This is a genomic window from Streptomyces sp. NPDC104307 (assembly GCF_055584045.1).
Genome location: NZ_JBVJMU010000001.1, coordinates 455,766 through 470,585, shown reverse-complemented (window position 1 = coordinate 470,585; position 14,820 = coordinate 455,766). Strand labels below are relative to the sequence as shown.

Below are 14,820 nucleotides of genomic sequence, written 5' to 3'. Positions count from 1 at the left end.
GCCGGCGGTCCGTGGAGAGGACCGCCCGCCTGCTGGAGATACTTCCGCAGGGGACGGCACTGCGGATGCGTGCGACGCGCACACGACGTGTAATCGTGCCGACCTGATCGCGCGCACTGCCCATCCTCGTTGCTGCATCCGAAGTGGCCGTGGGAGACGAAGTGTCAAAAGGTGTCACCCCACCAGCGGAATCCAGCCTCTACCTGAGAGACAACACGCGTGCACACACTGACTGGCTTCGTCATCCGGCACCGCTTCCTGGTACTCGGAGTCTGGCTGCTCCTGGCCGTGGTGGGCGGCTACGCCGCACCGAAGGCGACCGCTGCCCTGAGCTTCGAGTTCGGACTGCCGGACCAGCCCGGCTACGAGGCGAACGAGCAGTTGGTGGAGCACTTCGGTTCCGGCGGATCGAACGCACCCGTCCTGCTGGTCGTCGGTGACGGAGACGCCCGTGTCCAGCGGTCGGCGGCGGCACCTCTGGTCGCCGATGTGCGGCGCGCGGTGCCCGGCGCGCGTGTGGCCTCGTTCGGTGACGAATCCGCGCTGCTGTCCCGCGACGAACGCACCGGCGTCATCCTGGTCTACCCCCGGCCGGTGCCCGGCCAGGACCCCTATGCCCGTGCCCTGCCGGCCCTGACGAAAGTCGCTGAGCGTTCCGGTGAGACGGTGCGGGTGACCGGGGAGGACGCCTTGCAGTCGGACGGCGGCGGTGGCGGCGCCGGGGTGCTCGCCGAGACGCTGTTCGGCGGCGTGGGCGCGTTGATCGTCCTGCTGGTGGTGTTCGGATCCGCCCTCGCGCTGATGCCGCTGCTCATCGCCGCCGCTTCCATCCTCACCACGTTCCTGATCGTGTGGGGCCTGACGGGTGTCACCGACATCTCGTTCATCGTCCAGTACCTGCTCGCCCTGATCGGCCTGGGGGTGGCGATCGATTACGCGCTGCTGGTCGTGACCCGCTGGCGCGAGGAGTTGGGCCGCGGGGCCGACACCGAGGAGGCCGTGCGGCGGGCCATGTCCACGGCCGGTCGCTCCGTGCTCTTCTCCGGGGTCACCGTGGCGGTGAGCCTGGCGGCACTGATCGTCCTGCCCGTCCCGTTCCTGCGAAGCGTCGGATTCACGGGGCTGCTCATTCCGTTGATGAGCGTCGCTGCCGCCCTCACCCTGCTCCCGGCTCTCCTGCTGACGGTGGGCAGGCGGCTGGAGTGGCCCGGCCGGCGCTCCCGCGCCTCCGGGAGCAGGCTCTGGCACGCGGTCGGCAGCGCTGTGGTGCGCCACCGCTGGGCGGCCGGTCTGGCGGCCACGGTGGTGCTGCTGGCACTGGCCTCGCCGGTGCTCGGTCTGCGGCTCGGCCGGCCCACGACGGAGTCACTGGCATCCCTGGGCGGGCCGGCCGCCTCCGCCGTGGATCAACTGGACGGTTCGTCGATCGGAGCCGGTCTCGCGCATCCCGTCGAGATCGTCACCGGGGACGTGGCGAAGGTCCGTGAGGCACTCGGCGGTACCGAAGGCGTGGCGGGCGTCATCGCACCACCCGCCTGGACCGACGGCAGCCGTTCCGTCGTCGAGGCGTGGACGCGTGCGGACACCTCCACGGAGGCCGGAGCCGATGCGGCCGCACAGATCAGGACCGCCGCCGAGAAGGCCGGTGCCCAGGTCGGCGGAGGCCCCGCCCAGGACGCCGACTTCCTCAGCGCCGTCTACGGCAACGCGCCCTGGGTGCTGGCCATCATCGTGGTCGTGACGTTCCTGCTCCTGTCCAGAGCCCTGCGTTCGTTCTGGCTGCCGGTCAAGGCACTGGTGCTCAACGTGCTCTCGCTCGGGGCCGCATACGGCATCACGGTCCTGATCTGGCAGCACGGCCTGGGTACCGAGTTCCTGTTCGGGCAGTCCGCATCGGGCGCGATCACCGTCTGGGTCCCGATCGCCGTGTTCGCGTTCCTCTTCGGCCTCTCGATGGACTACGAGGTGTTCCTGCTGTCCCGGATCCGCGAAGAACACGACGCCGGAGCCGACACGGACACCGCCACGGTGCTGGGCGTCGCCCGGACAGGCCGGCTCGTCAGCTCCGCGGCACTCATCCTGTTCCTCGCCTTCGTCGCCCTGTCACGCGTCCCCACCACCGACGTCAGGATCCTTGCCACGGCGCTCGCGCTCGGCATCGTCATCGACGCGACCATCGTCCGCGGCGTGCTCGCACCGGCCCTCGTGGCGCTCCTCGGCGACGCCAACTGGTGGCGCACCCCCCTGCCACGCAAGAAGAGATGAACCTCCGCACGGACGGGGCCGCGCCTCTCCCCGGCGGTCAGCGACGCTCGACCGCCGTTCCGCTGAGGTCCCAGGCGGTCTGGAGATGCGCGGACGGGTGTATGGCACCACGCTTGAACCATGGCTGAGCACCTCGTATATCCCACTGAGACCCCTCCCGCAGAGGGCTGCATCGCCGAAGCCCATGAAGAGCGCCCGGACGGAGGCGTGTGGGAGCATCCGCAGATCTGGCTGGGACTCATCGTCTTCGGCGCGGTTCTCGTCGCCGCCTTCTTCATCGCCCGCATATTCGCCCTGTGATCCGACCGGCGCCGCGTCCCCACCCACGATGTCCCGGCGGGCGCCCCCGGGTCCCGCTGTTCGGCGCAGGAGAAGGCGGCTATGCGGGCCACTGGTGTATCGCGCGTTCCGCCGGCACCACTGACCGGAACCATTCGCATGCCGTGCGGGGGCGCCCGCGTCCGGAGCGGATGCGGGCGGCGGCGCTCAGGGTCACGCTGGAATCATGGCTACGCCTCCGATCGTGATCCACCGGCCGGCACCCTCCGGTGCGAGGCTCGTCACCGTCCACATCGCCGGCCGCGAAGAACGGCTCGGGCTCGCCCACAGCGACCACGACGTCATCGTGTTCCTCGCCGACGCCGGAATGGCCAACCCCGAGCGGGCCCTCGACTGTGCGTCCCTCGTCGAGTGGCAGGGCGCCCCCGCCCACGAGTACACAGCCCCCTGATGTCGCGGCAGGAGTCGGCGCTTGAGTGCCTCGGCCGACCGGTCGTCCACGCTGGATGGATGCGCTGCGTGTGGCTGGAGCTGACTCGCACTGCCGGGGGTGTGAATGCGGCGAGTAAGAATGCCGACCGCTGATGGTCCGGATCACCGCGACAGCCGGCCTCGTGACCTGGGCTGCTTTCGAGCAGGCCCCCCGCAGGCATGACCTCACTGGCGTCTCAGCCTCCGCCGGAGCACCAGCAGGTCGATGCCGGCGGTCGCGGCGAGGAGGGCGCACACACCGGCGAGAACGGCCAGTTCCGTGCGGGTCGGTGTATCGCCGGGACCGGCGGCAGCCGCCCCGAGGGCCAGCAGCACCGCGGCCACCACGAAGAGCGGCAGAGCCGTCGTCGCGAGAATTCTCCTGAGGCGCAGCGCGCTGCGGGCGTTCGCGGGTTCCGTGCCTCGTCTCATCCGGTTTCGCGCTCCTCAGGCGTGTCGTGTCAGCCCCTGGCCACCGTAGCGTTCAGGAGCCCGACCGGGCGGGCCCGGCGGTGTCCTCGAACGCCGGAATGCGCGGTGGCCCCGGAGCCGTCCGGGAACCGGGAGCAGGAGGGAGCATCGTGCATTGGGGTGATACCGGCAGCGCGTGGACGGTTCGGCAACGTGCGCAGCACCGTCGTGCGGCCTCCACCGCTGCCTCCACCCGCGGCCCACGGCCGAACGAGGTCAAGCGGACCGGAGATGTGATGGATCGCCCGGATCAGGGAACTCGTCTCCCGTCGCACCTCTCCCCGTCGCACCGTCTTCCGTCGCACCGTCTTCCGTCGCACCGTCTTCCGTCGCACCGTCTCTCCCTCCGCACCGTCTCTCCCTCCGCACCCGTACGAAAGGCCCGGCCATGTCCACCCGACCGACCACGCTCGATTCCAGCAGCGACCTGCACCAGATCTTCGAGCTCGCCCAGCAACTGCGCGTGGACTCCGTGAGGTCCAGCACCTCCGCGAGTTCCGGGCACCCCACCTCCAGCCTCTCGGCGGCCGATCTGATGGCCGTCCTGCTCGCCCGCCACCTGCACTACGACTGGTCGGCGCCGGACAACCCTGCCGGTGACCACCTGATCTTCTCCAAAGGGCACGCGTCACCGCTGCTCTACGCCATGTTCAAGGCCGTCGGAGTCATCGGTGACGAGGAGCTGATGACCACGTACCGCCGATTCGGTCACCGCCTCCAGGGCCACCCCACCCCGGTGCTGCCCTGGGTGGACCTGGCCACCGGGTCTCTCGGCCAGGGCATCGCGTACGGGGTCGGCATCGCGCTGGCCGGCCGGGATCTGGAGAAGCAGCTCTACCGGGTATGGGTGCTCTGCGGGGACAGCGAGATGAGCGAGGGTTCCGTCTGGGAGGCGCTCGACAAGGCGGGGCGGCACCAGCTGGCCAACTTCACCGCGATCGTCGACGTGAACCGGCTCGGCCAGAGCGGACCGACCGAGCTGCAGTGGGACACGGCTGCCTACGCGCGGCGGGCCGAGGCGTTCGGCTGCCGGGCCATCGTGGTCGACGGCCATGACCTCGAAGCGGTCGACCGGGCCCTGACCACCGCCGCCGACGGGCAGGCACCCACCGTCATCGTCGCCAGGACCGTGAAGGGCCAGGGCGTCAGTGAGGTCGCCGACCAGGAAGGCTGGCACGGCAAACCGCTGCCCGAGGACCTGGCCGAGCGGGCCGTGGCGGAACTGGGCGGCATCCGCGATCTCAGGGTGAGCGGCCCCCGGCCGCCGGAGGCCGCCCCGTCCCCGGCCCCGGCAGCGGGTCCGGTGGAGCTGCCCCGCTATGACGTGGGGGACAAGGTCGCCACCCGGGTCGCCTTCGGCAAGGCACTGGCTGCCCTCGGGGCCCGCCCGGACGTGGTCGCCCTGGACGCCGAGGTCGGCAACTCGACGCACGCCGAGGACTTCAAGAAGGCCCACCCGGAGCGGTACTTCCAGACCTACATCGCCGAGCAGCAGATGATCGCCACCGCCGTCGGCATGGCCGTGCGCGGCTACCGTCCCTACGCCACCACCTTCGCCGCCTTCCTCACCCGGGCTCACGACTTCATCCGGATGGCCGCCGTCTCCGAGGTCACCATGGCCCTGTGCGGGACCCACAGCGGCGTGGAGATCGGAGCCGACGGTCCCTCCCAGATGGGTGTCGAGGACCTTGCGATGATGCGTGCCGTCCTCGGATCCACCGTCCTCTATCCGTCCGACGCGACCTCGGCCGCCGCCCTGACGGCCGCCATGGCCGATATCGACGGCATCTCGTACCTGCGCACCACGCGCGGGGCCTACCCGGTTCTCTACGACGGGGACGAGACCTTCCGGCCGGGAGGCTCCAAGACCCTGCGCGGGGGTGACACCGACCAGGTCACCCTGATCGGCGCCGGTGTGACCCTGCACGAGTGCCTGGCCGCCGCCGATGAACTCGCCGCCGACGGCATCCCGGCCCGCGTGATCGACCTGTACTCGGTCAAGCCCATCGACGCGGGCACCCTGGTCCGCGCGGCCTCGGAGACGGGAGCCCTGGTCGTGGTCGAGGACCACCATCCCGAAGGAGGCCTCGGAGAAGCGGTCCTTTCGGCTCTCGCGACGTCCGGCAGCAACCCGCGCTTCGCCCATCTTTCCGTCACCGGCCTGCCGGAATCGGGCACCACGGACGAGCTCCTCGACGCGGCCGGGATCTCCCGCTCCCACATCGCCGACTCGGCCCGCGGCCTGGTCAAGCGCAGCTGACAGCTTTGAGCCCGGTCCCGTTGGCGCGGTTCAGGAGGATCATCACGCGACCGAGGAGCTTGCTCACGTTCTGAATGCCGGGCTCAAGCCCTTCCCGGCGCTCGCGTCGAGTTGCACTGACCCGACGGCCGCGCAGGGCCGGTGCCCCGCACGGCCCTCGGATCAGCCGCGCAGGGCCGAGGCGAAGATGCCGGGCAGCCGCGACGGCCTGGGATCGGTGGTGTAGGCCGTGAGCCGCTCCATCGTCGTACGGCCGGTCCGGTTGGTGACGTAGTACGGGGGGCGGGGCGAGAGCGACGGCGAACCGGTGAACAGGCCGCGCGGCGCGGGTGCGAAGGGGGCGCGCAGGACCGTCCGCTCGACGTGCTCCAGCATGAACGCGTTGTGCACGAACCCGATGCCGCTGCCGATCTCCTGACGGGTGTGGCCCGGGAACGCGCCCCACGGCGTGTAGCCGAGGAGGAAGCCGAACGCCGACCAGCAGTTGACGCCGAGCGTGCCGTACCGCAGGGCTGCGATGGCCTCTTCGACCGCCGCGCGATGGGCGCGTTCCGTCCTGGGATGGACCAGCAGGGTGGCGCCGAGGGTGCCCGGCAGCCTGCCATTGGCGAACTCGGTCGCCGCGCGCAGGAACCCGGCCGCGTCGCTACCCGGCAGCCGCACCACCCCGAGCGCGCTGGCGAACACCTCCACGTCGAACATCGGGTCGTCCGGGTCCGTGATGTCCGGGACCAGGATGCGGCACGCCGCTTCGCCCAGCGTCTCCGCGTCCGGGTGGGCCCGTACGACGGCGTCGAGCCGCTCCGCGGCGCCCGGGTAGTAGTCGCTGCGGGAAGGCAGTTCGCGCAGCACCCCGCGGATCTCGGTGAGCAGCCGCTCGGTGCCGTCCCACTCCCGGGGCACCACGAGAATCTGACTGGCGACGCAGTTGTGGCCGGAGTTGTTCATCTTGCTGGTGACGATGTGTTCGGCCTGGAACCGGAAGTCCGCCGCGCTCCACGGTCCCGGCGTCACGATGCAGGGGCTGACCCCGCCCAGCTCGCTGGTGAACGGCTTGTCGTTGAGGGGGATGTCCTCGCTGCGCCGCCGCCCCGCCCGGTCGTCCGTGCCCCAGACGATGGCGTCGTGGGTGCGCTCGCTACCGGTGACGTGAATGGTGTCGATGTCCGGGTGCGCGGTGAGGTGCGCGCCTTGCTCCGCGCCGCCGTCGGCGAAGCGGACCCAGCCCCGTTCGATGAACTCGCCGAAGACCTCCTCGAACTGGGGGCGGAGATAGGTGTTCACCGGGTTCATCTTGGCCAGGACGACGTGGCCCTCCGCGTACAGCTTGTGCAGGATGTCCAGCGGGGTGATGGCGGGGACGTTCCCGGCGCCGAGCACCAGGGCGACCCCCGGGCGCCCCTGCCGGCCCCGGTACTCGCCCGCCGCGTCGGCCAGTACGTCCGCGCGGGTCGTTCCGGGCAGCGTCCACACCTGGGCGGTGAACCCGTTGAGCAGCAGCCGGTCGGAGGCGGTGGCGGGGAAGACGTCGACGACCACACGGCCGTCGCGCTCATGGACGGCCCCGGCGCCGACCGGATCGTCTCCCGCCGCCACCCTGCGCAGTACGTGCAGATACGCGCTCACCATCTGCGCCAGGGCCCAGGGGGCGGTCACCCAGTCCTCCGCGGCCCACTGCGACGTGGCCCCGTACCCCTTGGCGCGGGCGGCTCCGGCGACCATGGCGGGGGCTGCTTCTGCGATGCGCGGGAGCATCCGCTCCAGCAGCCGGATGCGTTCCGCCAGTGGTGTGGCGGTCCAGCTCGCGGCGTGGTCGCGCAGCTCGGCGACGGCGAGGTCGAGCGAGGCGGTGTCGAGTACGGGTGCGGCGCTCATGGAGGGTTCCTTGAGGGTGGGCTGCGGGTGGGGGCGGGGTCAGGCGGACAGCCGGGCGATGTCCCGGGCCGGGTCGACGAGCCAGAAGGACGCCGCTGCCCCGACGGTCAGCAGCAGGCCGGAGAGGACGATCGCGCTCTGGTACCCGTCGGATCCCTGGGCGTCGACCAGGGCGCCGACGACGGCGGGCGCGGCGAGACCGGCGGCGGTCACCACCGCGTTCATGACGCCCAGGGTCCCACCGCTCCTGGACGGCGGGGAGAGTTCGGCGACGCTGGTCGCGGCCACGGCGGCGTACGAGCCGCCCAGACCGAAGCCGAGGGCGACCAGCACGGTCCTGGCGGTGGAGCCGTCCACGAGCGGCAGGGCCAGACAGCAGACGGCGCCGAGCGCGAGCAGGGCACCGCCCACCCAGCCGCGGGCACGCCGGCTGCCGGTACCCCGGCGCATCAGCCACCCGGTGATCCCGGCCTGGGCGAGCAGGGCGACCGCGCCGATGGTCCAGGGCGCGATGACGACGGTGCCCGCCTCGTCGGCTGTGTAGCCCAGGCCGTTGCGCAGGTAGGACGGCATCCAGACCAGCATCAGGGCGACGGTCCAGTAGCTGGTGAAGTAGGCGACCGTGGCGCCGATCCAGGTGCGGCTGGTGAGGATCCGGCGGTACGGGACCTGCGCCGCCGCCCGCTCGGCGCGGGTGTTCGCGCCCGCCGTGCCGATCTGGTGCCGGCCGTCGGCGCCGAAAACCGCCCAGACGGCCGCCCACACCAGTCCCACGCCTGCCAGGACCCACAGGGCCATCCGCCAGCCGTGGTGCTGGATCACCCAGGACAGGCCGGGCGCGGAGACGATCACGCCGAGCGTGACGCCGAGGGTGATCAGCGCGCCGGGCAGATTGCGCCGGTGGTTGGGGAACCACGCGAGGGTGGCCTGCTGGGCCACCGGGAAGGCCGGTCCCTCCGCCGCCCCGAGGAAGACGCGGGAGCCGATCAGGACGGCGAGCCCGCCGCCGATCGCGGCGGGCACCTGCGCCACGGACCACAGCAGCGCCATGAGTACCAGCAGCAGCTTGGGCGACACCCGGTCGGCGGCGAGGCCGACAACGACCGCGGCGACCGAGAAGAGCAGGAAGAACGCGCCGTTGACGAGCCCGAACTGAGTGGCACTCAGATGCAGGTCCGCACGGATCTCGTCGGCGGCCAGGCCGAGGACGGACTTGTCCGCGAAGTTGACCATCATGAAGACCACGAGCAGCGCGGTCACCGTCCAGGCACGGACGTTACTGCTGCTGGTGGTGGGTCCCGCGGCCGCAGCGTGGGGCTGGGGCGGCGCGGTCGGTGCCGCGGTCATGGAGACTCCTGGGAGGCGGGGTTGACGTCCTGCGGGGTGCGGTCTTCGAGGTCGCGGAGTGTGGCCCGCACCGCGATCGGCGGGCGGTGCGAGCCGGTCCGTTCAGGGCAGGTCGGGTTCAGGACAGCGGTACGCCGGCGACGGCGATGCGCTCCATGACCCGTCGCTGCGGGAAGTAGTCGTTGATCGCGTAGTGCTGGGTGGCGATGTTGTCCCAGATGGCGATGGAGTCGGCCTCCCAGCGGAAGCGGACCTGGTACTCGGGGATGCGGGCCTGAAGCACCAGGATGTCCAGCAGCTCGCGGCTCTCCGCGTCGGACAGGCCCTTGACGCGGGTGGTGAACGGCTCGTTGACGTACAGGGTGCGGCGGCCGCTGCGCGGGTGGCGGACCACGACGGGGTGCTCGACCTGCGGCCACAGCTTGCGGAACTCGGCCTTCTGCCCGTCGTTCATGAGCGCGCCCCAACTGGGTGCCCAGTCGTGGACCGCGGTGAGGTCCTCGATCCGTTGCCTGAGCTCTTCGGGCAGGTTGTCGTAGGCGGCCGCCATGTCCGCCCACATGGTGTCGCCGCCCGCGGCCGGTACCTCCACGGCGCGCAGGACAGAGCCGAGCGCAGGGTTGGCCATGAACGAATGGTCGCTGTGCCAGATGTTCTTGTTCCCGGCGGCCTTGGCGTCCTTGGCGAGCCGGGAGACGCCCGCGGTGCCGGTCCTGGGGAAGAACGGGTTGGGCTCCGGCGGTCCCCAGACCGCCGACAGGGCGAGCTGGTGGTCCGCGGTGAACCCGGTCTGCTTCCGGAAGAAGATCACCTTCCACTCCAGCAGCGCCTGCCGCAGCTCCCCGGCGAGTTCGTCCGGGATGGGGCCGGTCAGGTCGACGCCGCCGAGCACCGCGCCGAAGTGCGGGGTGAGCGGGCTGATCTCCACGTGCCGGTACGCGGACGGCTCCGCGCCCGGGGCGAGCCGTTCCAGGACCCGGCTCCCGTAGTGCATGAGGGGCTTGTCCAGGACCGGCCTGGGGTTGTCGACAGGGTTGGTCGTCGCGCTCTGCATGAGGGTTCCTCCCGACAGCGAGGCTGATTACGTAACCAGCAGTATCGATATCAAGATGTGGCGGGGCAAGGGGTGTGAGGGATTGATTTACCGAAGCTTCAACGGTCCGTCGCGGGCGTCGTCCGGGCATGCCGACGGCCCCCGTGGCCCGCTTCTCGCGGGCGGGCAGACGGGACTTCTCAAACACGCCCTACGGCAGGGCGGCGACCGCGCGGGAGATCAAATCCACCACGGAGTCGACCAACTCCTCGTCAGGGAGCTGCTGTTCGCCGACCATGCGGAAGGCCAGGGACGCCGCCACGAGCGTCGCGGCGGCGGGCACGTCGACATCGGCCCGCACGTCACCGCGCGCCACGCCGCGCTCCAGCAGATGACGGGTCTCGCTCATCACCCGGGCCGTGTAGTCGCGGTAGGCGTCGCGTCCGGCCCCCGACTCGGAGGCGGCGCCGATCACCCCGGCCAGCAGGCGGTTGATGCCCGGCTGCCGGTACGCCTCCATGCGCGCGGCCAGCACGGCACGCAGCTCGGCCCGGAAATCGCCCATGTCCGGAACGTCCAGGGGGCCGATCCGGGACTCCGCGGCGGCGATGACGAGATCCTGCTTGGTGGCCCAGCGCCGGTACATGGCCGGCTTGCTCACGCCTGCCCTGCCCGCCACCGCGTCCATCGTCAGGGCGCTCATGCCGTTCTCCGTCACCAGCTCGACGACGGCGTCCAGCACGGCCCGGGTGACGCGTTCCTCCCGGGGCCGCCCCGGGCCCCGGCGGGCGGTCCGTGCCTGTTCATCGGCCATGCCGTGACCCTACGCGGGCCCCGCACGAGGCCGTTCTCAGGGGTGCGCGGCGGCCTCGGTGAGTTCGGCGCGCAGGACGTGCTTGGTGATCTTTCCGGACGGTGTGCGGGGCAGCTCCGTCCGCAGGACGAGCTCGCGGGGCAGCTTGTAGCGCGCGATCCGAGGCTCCAGCCAGCCGCGCAGCCGTTCCAGGTCGACCTCCGCGCCCGCGCGCGGTACGACCACGGCCACCACGGTCTCGCCCCACTGCGGGTTCGGACGCCCCAGGACGGCGACGTCGAGGACGTCCGGATGGCCGCGCAGAACGCCCTCCACCTCCTGGGACGCGACGTTCTCCCCGCCGGTGATGATCACGTCCTTCATCCGGTCCACGACCGTCACGAATCCGTCCTCGTCGGCCCTGCCCAGGTCACCGCTGCGGTACCAATCGCCCGCGAACGCCTCGGCGGTGGCCGGTTCGTCGTCGAGATATCCGGTCATGCGGGTGTCCGAGCGCAGCCAGATCTCTCCGGTCTCCCCGGCCCCGGCGTCCGTGCCGTCCGGCCGGACGAGCCGAAGATCCACGCCGGGCATCCCACCGCGCCCGATCGAACCCGCCTTCGTCACCTGCTCGGCCGGTGAGAGCGAAGCCCCCACGGGGCCCGTCTCGCTCATTCCGTAGACCTGGTGGAATCGGTCGGAGCCGTACGCCTTCATCAGCCGGCGCGCGGTGTCGGCGTCCAGCGGGCCGGCGCCGTAGATCCAGGCGCGCACGGATGTCAGGTCGAACGCGGCGAAGTCCTCGACCGCCCGGACGGGGGTGATCAGGGCGATCGGTGCGCCGAACAGGGCGGTGATCCGTTCCCGCTGGATGGTCTCCAGCATGCCGCGTGGCTCGTACTCGCGCTGGAGCACCACCGTCGCGCCCAGCAGCAGTGTGCCCATCGCCCAGTTGTTCAGCGGCGACGCGTGCCAGATCGGCATGCAGATCAGGAACCGCTCGTCCCGCTGAAGCGGGATGGCGGCCGCCGTGTACGTCGCCGTCAGGGCGATGCCCCGGTGGGTGTGGACGCAGCCCTTGGGGTTCCCGGAGGTGCCCGAGGTGTACAGGATCTGCGCGACGTCGCTGTCCGGGCCCGGCTCCGCGGACCACGGCTCGGCGCGTGCCATCCGTGCCTCGAACGAGTCGGCGGGCAGCTCGCCGTCCCCGGCGTCGGGGTGGCTGACCAGCCAGGGCGTGCCGGTGTCCGCAGAGGTCGCCCGCGCCCCGATCTCCGCGTCGACGACCCCGAGCTTGGCCCCGCAGTGCCTCAGCTGCCGCTCCACCTCCGCGGTCCGCAGCTTGTGGTTCACCGGCACCAGCGTGGCGCCCGCGTACCAGGCCCCGAACGCCGCGAACAGGAAGGCGGGGGTGTTGTACGTCATCACCGCCAGCCGGTCTCCCGGCCGCAGCCCGGCCTCCCGCAGCACGGTCGCGGCGCGGCGCGCCGCGTCGGCGAACTCGCGGTAGCTCCAGCGCCGCTCACGGTAGACGACCGCTTCGCTGTCGCCGGCCGAGCGGACCGCGCTGTCCAGCAGGGTACTGAGGTGCATGACGTTCTCCTTGCGGGCCGGGCCGGTGGAACCGACCGTGGCGGGAAACTCTGAATGATGGTTCACTTCTTTTATGGCCTACCGCAAGACCCCAGCCGAAATCAGTCGGCTCGAAGCCGCCAGAGAGCACCTGATCACTTGTGCCACCTCGGTGATCACGGAAGTGGGCTGGTCACAGGCGTCCGTGACCGCCGTCGCCGACTCGGCGGGCATCGCGGCCGGTTCCGTCTACCAGCACTTCGCGTCCAAGACCGCCCTCGCCGTCGAGGTGTTCCGGCGCGCCGCCGGGCGCGAGGTCGACGTATTGGGTGACGTGCTCCAGGGACCGGGAGACCCCGTCGGGCGGATCGGACGCGGCGTCGAGGTCTTCGCCCGCCGCGCCCTGGAGAACCGCGGACTGGCCTACGCGCTGCTCGCCGCCCCGGCCGAACCCGCGGTCGGCGCCGAACGCCTCGAATTCCGCCGCCGCTACCGAGCCCTGTTCGCCCAGGTCGTGCACGAGGGCATCGAGTCCGGCCTGCTGCCCGCCCAGAACGGCGAGATCACCGCGGCCGCGCTCACCGGGGCGATCGGTGAAGTGCTCGTCGACCCGCTCGCCGCCCGCGACGAGAAGGCTGCGGAGGCGCTCCTCGCCGAACTCGTCGCCATGGCCTTGCGTTGCGCGGGCGCCGCGCCCGGCTCCCCGCAGCCCTGACCGGACCGGCGAGAACCCCCGCCTCCCGTCCATCCCACTCGGAGGAAACCCGTGACCACGACCGACGCCCCTCGCAGCCACCCCACCGCACCGACCCACGAAGTAACCAACCAGACACCGCCGTTGACCGGCCATGACCTCGCGGACGACGCCGTGCTGCTGGAGGGCGTGCGGCGCGAGGGCGCCGAGTGGCACGTCGAAGAACTGCACCGCCTCGGCCGCCTCGTCGGCAGCGAGGAGGCGCAGCGCTGGGCCGACCAGGCAAATGACCACGAACCCGTCCTGCGCACCCACGACCGCTACGGACACCGCGTCGACGAGGTCGAGTTCCACCCCGCCTACCACCACCTGATGGACACTTCGGTGGGCGCCGGCCTGGCTGGTGCGGCCTGGGCCGACGAACGCCCCGGCGCCCATGTGGCCCGCGCCGCGGGCTTCATGCTGATGACGACCCTGGAGCCGGGACACCTGTGCCCCGTCTCCATGACGTACGCCGTGGTCCCGGCGCTGCGCCACTCACCCGACCTGGCCAAGACGTACGAGCCGCTGCTCACCAGCAGGGTCTACGAGTCCGGCCTGCGCACCCCGGCCCAGAAGCCCGGCCTGCTCGCCGGGATGGGCATGACGGAGAAGCAGGGCGGCACCGACGTACGGGCCAACACCACCGCGGCCACCGAAGCGGCCGACGGAACCTGGCGGCTGCGCGGGCACAAGTGGTTCACCAGCGCGCCGATGAACGACCTCTTCCTCGTGCTCGCCCAGTCGCCCGGCGGACTCTCCTGCTTCCTGGTGCCGCGCGTACTGCCGGACGGCAGCCGCAACACCTTCCGAATCCAGCGGCTCAAGGACAAGCTCGGCAACCGTGCCAACGCCAGCAGCGAGCCCGAGTTCGACGACACGGTGGCCTGGCTCGTCGGCACCGAGGGCAAGGGCGTACGCACCATCATCGACATGGTCACCATGACCCGCCTGGACTGCGTTCTGGGCTCCGCCGCCGGTACCCGCGCCGCCCTCGCCCAGGCCGCCCACCACGCCCGCCACCGCTCGGTGTTCGGCGCGAAACTGATCGACCAGCCGCTGATGCGCAACGTGCTCGGTGACCTCTCCGTGGAGTCGGAGGCCGCGACGACGATGGCGCTGCGGCTGGCCGGCGCCGCCGACCGGGCACAGCGGGGCGACACCGGGGAGCGCGGGTTCCTGCGGCTCGCCACGGCCGTAGCCAAGTACTGGGTCTGCAAGCGCCAGCCCGTCGCGGTGGCCGAAGCGCTGGAATGCCTCGGCGGCAACGGATACGTCGAGGAGTCGGGCATGCCGCGCCTCTACCGGGAGGCCCCGCTCAACGGCATCTGGGAGGGCTCCGGCAATGTGAACGCCCTCGACCTGCTGCGGGCGCTGGCCCGTGAGCCCGAGTCCTTCGAGGCCTTCCACACCGAGATCGAGGCCGCCTCCGGCGCCGACCGGCGACTGGACGCCGCCTGGCAGGAACTGCGCGGCGAACTCGTCCTCACCGAGGACGCCCGGCTGCGCGCCCGCCGTCTCATCGAACGCGCCGCGCTCGTGCTCCAGGGCTCCCTGCTCGTCCGGCACGCACCGGCCCCGGTCGCGGACGCCTTCTGCGCGTCCAGGCTGGACGGGGACCGGGGCCAGGCGTTCGGCACCCTCGCGCCGGGCACGGACTTCGCCGGACTGCTGGAGCGGCTCCCCGCCTGAGACTGCCTGAGACCGGGGGAGGCCCGGGA

Annotated in this window: 12 protein-coding genes; 6 read left to right on the top strand and 6 right to left on the bottom strand. The window is 71.5% G+C overall.

All coding sequences use genetic code 11. The features are described 5' to 3' along the window. Positions 1-219: 219 nt before the first annotated feature. The 3 genes from ACZ601_RS01775 (at position 220) to ACZ601_RS01765 (ending at position 2,995) form a co-directional block, all read left to right on the top strand. The gene (locus ACZ601_RS01775) at positions 220-2,265 is read left to right on the top strand and encodes an MMPL family transporter (RefSeq protein ID WP_469531990.1); all 2,046 of its coding nucleotides are present in this window, start codon (positions 220-222) and stop codon (positions 2,263-2,265) included. Between the two features lie 120 nt (positions 2,266-2,385). Next, the gene (locus tag ACZ601_RS01770; RefSeq protein ID WP_440573951.1) at positions 2,386-2,565 is read left to right on the top strand and encodes a DUF6480 family protein; all 180 of its coding nucleotides are present in this window, start codon (positions 2,386-2,388) and stop codon (positions 2,563-2,565) included. 205 nt (positions 2,566-2,770) lie between these two features. Next, positions 2,771-2,995 (top strand): hypothetical protein, encoded by a 225-nt coding sequence (locus ACZ601_RS01765; protein ID WP_440573950.1) that lies wholly within the window; start codon positions 2,771-2,773, stop codon positions 2,993-2,995. Between the two features lie 206 nt (positions 2,996-3,201). Here ACZ601_RS01765 and ACZ601_RS01760 read toward each other — a convergent pair whose 3' ends face one another. Further along, positions 3,202-3,447 carry a DUF6343 family protein gene (locus ACZ601_RS01760; RefSeq protein WP_469531988.1) on the bottom strand — a complete coding sequence of 82 codons (246 nt, stop codon included), beginning with the start codon at positions 3,445-3,447 and terminating at the stop codon, positions 3,202-3,204. A gap of 427 nt (positions 3,448-3,874) precedes the next feature. Between ACZ601_RS01760 and ACZ601_RS01755 the strand changes: the two genes are divergently transcribed. Beyond that, positions 3,875-5,746: a transketolase gene (locus ACZ601_RS01755; protein WP_469531986.1), complete on the top strand. Its 1,872-nt coding sequence runs from the start codon at positions 3,875-3,877 to the stop codon at positions 5,744-5,746. Between the two features lie 162 nt (positions 5,747-5,908). Here the strand turns inward: ACZ601_RS01755 and ACZ601_RS01750 are convergent, their stop codons facing one another. The 5 genes from ACZ601_RS01750 to ACZ601_RS01730 form a co-directional block, all read right to left on the bottom strand. Then, a complete protein-coding gene (locus tag ACZ601_RS01750; protein WP_469531984.1) occupies positions 5,909-7,621 on the bottom strand; it encodes an aldehyde dehydrogenase family protein in 1,713 nt (570 codons plus the stop codon). Between the two features lie 39 nt (positions 7,622-7,660). Continuing rightward, positions 7,661-8,968, bottom strand: coding sequence for an MFS transporter (locus ACZ601_RS01745; protein WP_469531982.1), 1,308 nt, complete (start codon positions 8,966-8,968; stop codon positions 7,661-7,663). Between the two features lie 118 nt (positions 8,969-9,086). Then, the gene (locus ACZ601_RS01740) at positions 9,087-10,022 is read right to left on the bottom strand and encodes a TauD/TfdA dioxygenase family protein (RefSeq protein ID WP_469531980.1); all 936 of its coding nucleotides are present in this window, start codon (positions 10,020-10,022) and stop codon (positions 9,087-9,089) included. A 190-nt stretch (positions 10,023-10,212) separates the two neighbouring features. Further along, positions 10,213-10,815, bottom strand: coding sequence for a TetR/AcrR family transcriptional regulator (locus ACZ601_RS01735; RefSeq protein WP_469531978.1), 603 nt, complete (start codon positions 10,813-10,815; stop codon positions 10,213-10,215). A 36-nt stretch (positions 10,816-10,851) separates the two neighbouring features. Beyond that, a complete protein-coding gene (locus tag ACZ601_RS01730; RefSeq protein WP_469531976.1) occupies positions 10,852-12,387 on the bottom strand; it encodes a class I adenylate-forming enzyme family protein in 1,536 nt (511 codons plus the stop codon). A gap of 73 nt (positions 12,388-12,460) precedes the next feature. Here ACZ601_RS01730 and ACZ601_RS01725 point away from each other — a divergent pair, with 73 nt between their 5' ends. Both ACZ601_RS01725 and ACZ601_RS01720 read left to right on the top strand, forming a co-directional pair. Next, on the top strand, positions 12,461-13,081 hold the full coding sequence (locus tag ACZ601_RS01725; protein WP_469531974.1) for a TetR/AcrR family transcriptional regulator: 621 nt from the start codon (positions 12,461-12,463) through the stop codon (positions 13,079-13,081). A gap of 51 nt (positions 13,082-13,132) precedes the next feature. Beyond that, the gene (locus tag ACZ601_RS01720; protein WP_469531973.1) at positions 13,133-14,791 is read left to right on the top strand and encodes an acyl-CoA dehydrogenase family protein; all 1,659 of its coding nucleotides are present in this window, start codon (positions 13,133-13,135) and stop codon (positions 14,789-14,791) included. The last annotated feature ends 29 nt before the right edge of the window (positions 14,792-14,820 follow it).

Coding starts and splice junctions, on each gene's coding strand:
- ACZ601_RS01770 (WP_440573951.1), top strand. CDS start 2,386: ATGGCTGAGCACCTCGTATATCCCACTGAGACCCCTCCCGCAGAGGGC.
- ACZ601_RS01765 (WP_440573950.1), top strand. CDS start 2,771: ATGGCTACGCCTCCGATCGTGATCCACCGGCCGGCACCCTCCGGTGCG.
- ACZ601_RS01760 (WP_469531988.1), bottom strand. CDS start 3,447: ATGAGACGAGGCACGGAACCCGCGAACGCCCGCAGCGCGCTGCGCCTC.
- ACZ601_RS01755 (WP_469531986.1), top strand. CDS start 3,875: ATGTCCACCCGACCGACCACGCTCGATTCCAGCAGCGACCTGCACCAG.
- ACZ601_RS01750 (WP_469531984.1), bottom strand. CDS start 7,621: ATGAGCGCCGCACCCGTACTCGACACCGCCTCGCTCGACCTCGCCGTC.
- ACZ601_RS01745 (WP_469531982.1), bottom strand. CDS start 8,968: ATGACCGCGGCACCGACCGCGCCGCCCCAGCCCCACGCTGCGGCCGCG.
- ACZ601_RS01740 (WP_469531980.1), bottom strand. CDS start 10,022: ATGCAGAGCGCGACGACCAACCCTGTCGACAACCCCAGGCCGGTCCTG.
- ACZ601_RS01735 (WP_469531978.1), bottom strand. CDS start 10,815: ATGGCCGATGAACAGGCACGGACCGCCCGCCGGGGCCCGGGGCGGCCC.
- ACZ601_RS01730 (WP_469531976.1), bottom strand. CDS start 12,387: ATGCACCTCAGTACCCTGCTGGACAGCGCGGTCCGCTCGGCCGGCGAC.
- ACZ601_RS01725 (WP_469531974.1), top strand. CDS start 12,461: ATGGCCTACCGCAAGACCCCAGCCGAAATCAGTCGGCTCGAAGCCGCC.